The following is a 4,961-nucleotide window of genomic DNA, read 5'->3' on the forward strand; positions in this document are numbered from 1 at the left end:
CAATGTATCCTTGTAGTAAGCCCTCTCCATAGTGAATCTTGTGCCGAGCAGTCCAACGGTTTCAAGTCCTTTTCTCTCAATCTCCTCTCCGACCGCTTTACCGATTTCCAGAACTTCAAGCCCCGATGCTCCTTCGATTTCCCTGGCCAAAAGGTGCATTGTGTTGGTACATATGATAAGAAAGTCTGCACCCGCCCTCTTCAGATCAATGGCTGCGGCAGTCAAGACTCTCTCTATACCTTTCCAGTCATCACTCTTCATCATCTCCGAAACGGGGCCGAAATCAACCGAAGCCATAGTACATTCTGCGGAATGCAGTCCCCCAAGCCTGCTCTTGACCATTTCATTGAGCAATCTGTAGTACTCCAATGATGATTCCCAGCTCATTCCACCCAAAAGGCCAATACGCTTCATGTCTCTGCCCCAAAAACGTCGTCCAGCCAATCAAGAAGCACTGAATTGGACAGAGGAAGATTAGTAACCTGACAATGGGAATCTGCGCCTTCCTGCTTCTTGAAGATTCGCATCGTTGACTTTCCCGAGACGTTATCTGAGGCTTCCCTTGCCTGTATGAGCGCCTCTTCTCCTTCTCCCTCTCCCACCATGGCAAGGAATGGAACCTGAATACTCTTTATAGCGTTGCCTACGACGAAATCCCTCATTCTTTCGAAAGCCCTGAACATGGAGTCCTCGCCGTATCTGAGCATTATGTTGACAAGCTGGAGTTTCTGAGCCTTAGATAAATACTGAGAGGGCACAAGGTCGACAGTTTCCAGTGTAATATCTTCAGGAGAATTGATGGCTTCTCCGGCAAATGCCGACATGTACTTGTAGATATCGGTAACAGGTGAATTAGAGACCAGGGCTCTTATTCTGGAATCGTGAGCCGCGGCCCTAAGAGAGAAATACCCTCCGAGACTTATGCCGTACAGCGCGAGTCTTGATGGATCGACATCCTCCTTCGACAAGACATAATCGACAACTTTGGAAATTGGAACTTCGTAGTCCGGACGCAACGGAGTCTCGGGCGAGAACCTTCTCATTCCAACCTGCCCGGGACCGTCGAAGAGAACAACCGCGTAACCCCTCTGCAAAGCGGCCGAGCCTGCCTGGAAATACATCTCTTCCGATGTCCCGTCAAAACCACTGATCATCATTATCGTCTTCTTCTTGCCGCCAGTCGTTGGAGCAATCCAGTACGCCGGAATGAAATCCTCACCGTAGGGTATTCTCTCAGCTTCGAACTGAATTTCAGTCGTTCTGAAAGCATATACAAAGCAATCTCTGCTTTCCATTCCAATGTATCTTGTCTTCGAATCTCTGGGATCGCCAAAGTACTCGGCAGCCCTGAAATAGCTTGCCGCCCTCAAGAATTCCTGCCTCGCGCTCTCGTTATTGCCTTTCTGAAGAACCATGAGGGCATGATTTTTCAGCCTTGCTGCGAGTTCCTTGAATGACTTTACCCATGACTCCGGATCTTCGCAATCTATATGTGTTACAAGCGAGAGGATCTCCCCAACCGTTCCCCCTTCATAGGAAACCGCACCGAGAGATCTGTAAAGTTGAAAATCGAATTCGACATCACGTAGTATTCTGACATCCAGCGAGCCTCTCGAAACTCTTCTAGAATTGTCCCCCATATAGCACCTCCTAGAAAACCCTTTCTCAAATAATACTATCAGAAAAGAGTTCTATTACCGAAGCGAAGGCGTTCTTGAGAGAGTGATAATGCAACGTGAATCTGATATCATCAGACTGGAGGTGATCATGTGAAGAGAGTGATGGTGATTCTTATACTTCTTGTGACTGCGTTTGCCTTTTCGTGGTCAGGGCACGACGCGCTCACTTATATTATTGTTTCGCAGTATGAGGATGATTTCGATGAGTTCGTGGAAATCACCCCTTATTCATACGCCGATGTGGATACTCAGGAGTACAATCCGGTCATAGAGGGTTTCTACGATTATCTCGGCGAGAACTATCTGCCGGAAGAAGACCTCGACCTATACAGCGCAGTCTTCCCAAACCCAAAACCAGTTGACAATTTGGCACCCCTGTGGCAGATCCTTTCGGTCTATTCTTACGAGCCCGATCTAGGCATGGATAAGGGGTTAGAACTAAAGGGAATAGAGACGCTCCTCGGTGATAGCCAGGGGCTGAGGCACATGGAATACAGGATGCTTTTCTTCATTAGAGTTGGAGAAGTAACCGATGTGGTCCAGTATTTCAGCGATCTGGCCGAGATCGCTTATTCTAGAGGAGACCATTATTGGGCATACCGTTTCATGGGTAGAGCAATGCACTATCTTGAAGATGTCGGTCAGCCATTCCATACTTTCCCGGCACCACTCTTCGAGCTGGTGAAGCTGCCGTTCAATATGGACAAGTGGCTGGCTGTATTTGCGAACTACCACTTCGCTTATGATTTCTACGGCGGATACCTGCTTTGGGAAGAATACGAACCCCTCGTTGAGGCTTTAAGAGAGGTTTCACCCAAAGAAATTAGGGACCCGAAGCAAGCGGCCGTTAGTTTGCGAAGGTACTCCAGAAGTAAGTTGAGTTCAGTCTATTACGAGCTAAAGCGTTCAATGGGAGACGAACTGGAAAATCCCGAAGCGGTCTGGCTTGGCAAAACCTATTTCGACGATCTTAACAACGCGGGCGAAACCGTCAAGCTCAATTCGCTTTCAGTGGAGATCCTTAAAGAAACCGCCTCCTATGTGAAGGGCTACATAAACTATATGCTTGCAAGATTCGCCGAGATAGATTCGAAATCCTAGAAAGGCTGTCCGAAAAGTCTAGACGGCGATAGACAGAGATTTTATCTATCGCCGTTCATTTACTATTCTAATATACTGACCCCATCAATCGCCGCCCTTGCCGGATCGCTTGTTCGTCTGAGAGGCAATTTCATAGAACTTCTTGAGCCTGTCAACGACAAGTCGATTGAAACTACCCGAAGAGTACTGTCCATTCTTCCCGATTTTCCCCGGTTTCATTCCTGTAAGTATCTCTATAGCCTCGTCCACGGTTTCGATAGTCCAGATGCTGAATCTACTTTCCTTTATCGCTACTATTATCTCCTCGTTTAGAACCACGTTGTCGAAATTCGCTTCGGGCACTATCACTCCCTGCTCGCCGCTGAATCCCTTGATCTTGCAGAGATCGTAAAAACCCTGAATCTTGTATTGTACTCCACCCACCGGTTGAACCCGTCCGCTCTGGTTTATTGAACCTGTTACGGCTATCGACTGTTTTATCGGAACTTCGGCAACTGCAGAAAGAAATGCAACCGTTTCGGCAACCGATGCGCTATCGCCTTCAACTGCCGAGTAAACCTGCTCGAAACTTATCGAGCCATTCAGGCTGAGCGGAAACTGCCGCGCGTACTTTGAACTCATGTATCCTTGAATTGTCAGACTGGCCTTATTGTGAATATGTCCACTCAGCTCGGATTCCTTTTGTATGTCAACGATTCCGCTGTTGCCCGGTCCGGCCTTGGCGGTAATCTTCACCGGTATCCCGAAAGAGAGATCTTCAGTCTGGATGACTGTCAACCCGTTTATTTCACCGACAAGTTCCCCCTCTGTCTGAACCATCAAAGTGGAGTTCTGGAACATCTCTTTAATCTTGTCTTGATAGAGCGAGACCCTCGTATGCATTTCTTCCCATGCAGTCGATACATCATCGGCCTCTATCATCTCGTGACCGTTGATTTCCGCTACGGCCGAGCTTTCAAGAAGGATCTGTTCAAGTGCGCCGAATTGGGTCGAGACCTTCTTTCTACTGCCGGAAAGGAAAACCGCCCTTTTGATTACTTCTTTGATTCCTTCCCTCTCGAGGGGTTTCAAGGAATTCTCTTTGACAATATTGCACGCGAGTCCGCAGAGCTTACCAACAGTATCATTCCGTATAGTCATTTCCCAGTCGAACTCTGCCTTAATCTTGAAGAGCTTCTTGAAATCGGTGTCAAGGGTGCTCAGCATGCTGTATATCCACGGCTCACCTATCATTACGATCTTTATGTCAAGTGGGATCGGCTCTGGTTTAAGACTCACAGTCGAAAGCAGGCCGATCTTATGTTCAAGATTCTCGATCCCCTCGAGGCCGGAAAAGAGGACCTGTTTGAGTGTCTGCCAAACATACGGTTCGCTCAGTACGCTCTTGGCATCAAGGACAAGATACCCGCCGTTCGAGCTATGTATTGCGCCTGGCCTTATCATGGTGTGGTCGGTGTCAAGCATTCCCATCTTTGCTACATACTCTATTCTTCCGAAAAGTGAGGAGTAATTGGAGTTTGTTACCTCCACAACGGGTTTCCCCTCAATGCCCGAGTTGTCGACAAACAGATTGACCGCATATCTCTTCCCGAAGAAAGCTTTGGAATCGATCTCCTGGCTGAAGAATACTCCCAGATTGTCAAGCAAGTCTTCCTTCATGCTCTCTACAAAGTCAACGACCTCTTTACTCTTGCTAAACCTGTCTTTCATCTCTTTTATGTGTCCTTCAATCGCAAATGAAGCAACATTCCTGTTCAGCTCTTTGTATTTCTCACCGTACTCCTTTTCCATCTTGCTAAGTCTTAAGAGATAGGAATTGACCAGTTCACGGACCTCTTCGCCCTTCCTGGTAATCTGCTTCTGATAATCCTCAGGCAGAGCCTCGTAGACTTCCTGTGTCAATGGTTTCCCGTTCCACAGAGGGACTGTGGCGACTCCCGTCTGATTTATCTGAACCGTGAAGTCCTTCTCTTTTGCTTTCTCAACAAGCTCCTTCAACATATTCGAACGTTTCTCCGACTGCTCGTTCTGAATCGAGGTCACTTTCTGCTGATAATCCTCGCTCTGAAAGCTTTCGCTTATCGAGTTTATTGCTATTTGAACAAACTCGTTCAGCTCTTTCTGGAATACCTTTCCGGCACCTGCTTCAAGCGGTATCGAATTTGGTGTCCTTGGATCATC

Annotated in this window: 4 protein-coding genes; 1 reads left to right on the top strand and 3 read right to left on the bottom strand. The window is 47.6% G+C overall.

Annotated elements, in window-relative coordinates:
• Positions 1-414 (bottom strand): amino acid racemase (locus ENN47_12460; protein ID HDP78960.1); only part of this gene is annotated, 414 nt, incomplete at its 3' end.
• Positions 411-1,640 carry an alpha/beta hydrolase gene (locus ENN47_12465; protein HDP78961.1) on the bottom strand — a complete coding sequence of 410 codons (1,230 nt, stop codon included), beginning with the start codon at positions 1,638-1,640 and terminating at the stop codon, positions 411-413. The genes ENN47_12465 and ENN47_12460, both read right to left, overlap by 4 nt.
• A gap of 129 nt (positions 1,641-1,769) precedes the next feature.
• Between ENN47_12465 and ENN47_12470 the strand changes: the two genes are divergently transcribed.
• The gene (locus ENN47_12470) at positions 1,770-2,780 is read left to right on the top strand and encodes a phospholipase (protein HDP78962.1); all 1,011 of its coding nucleotides are present in this window, start codon (positions 1,770-1,772) and stop codon (positions 2,778-2,780) included.
• A gap of 84 nt (positions 2,781-2,864) precedes the next feature.
• On the opposite strand, the gene ENN47_12475 is transcribed toward ENN47_12470, so the two are convergent.
• Positions 2,865-4,961: ATP-binding protein (locus ENN47_12475; protein ID HDP78963.1), on the bottom strand; the 2,097-nt coding region annotated here is incomplete at its 5' end.

Source organism: Mesotoga infera, assembly GCA_011045915.1.
Lineage (GTDB): Bacteria > Thermotogota > Thermotogae > Petrotogales > Kosmotogaceae > Mesotoga > Mesotoga infera_D.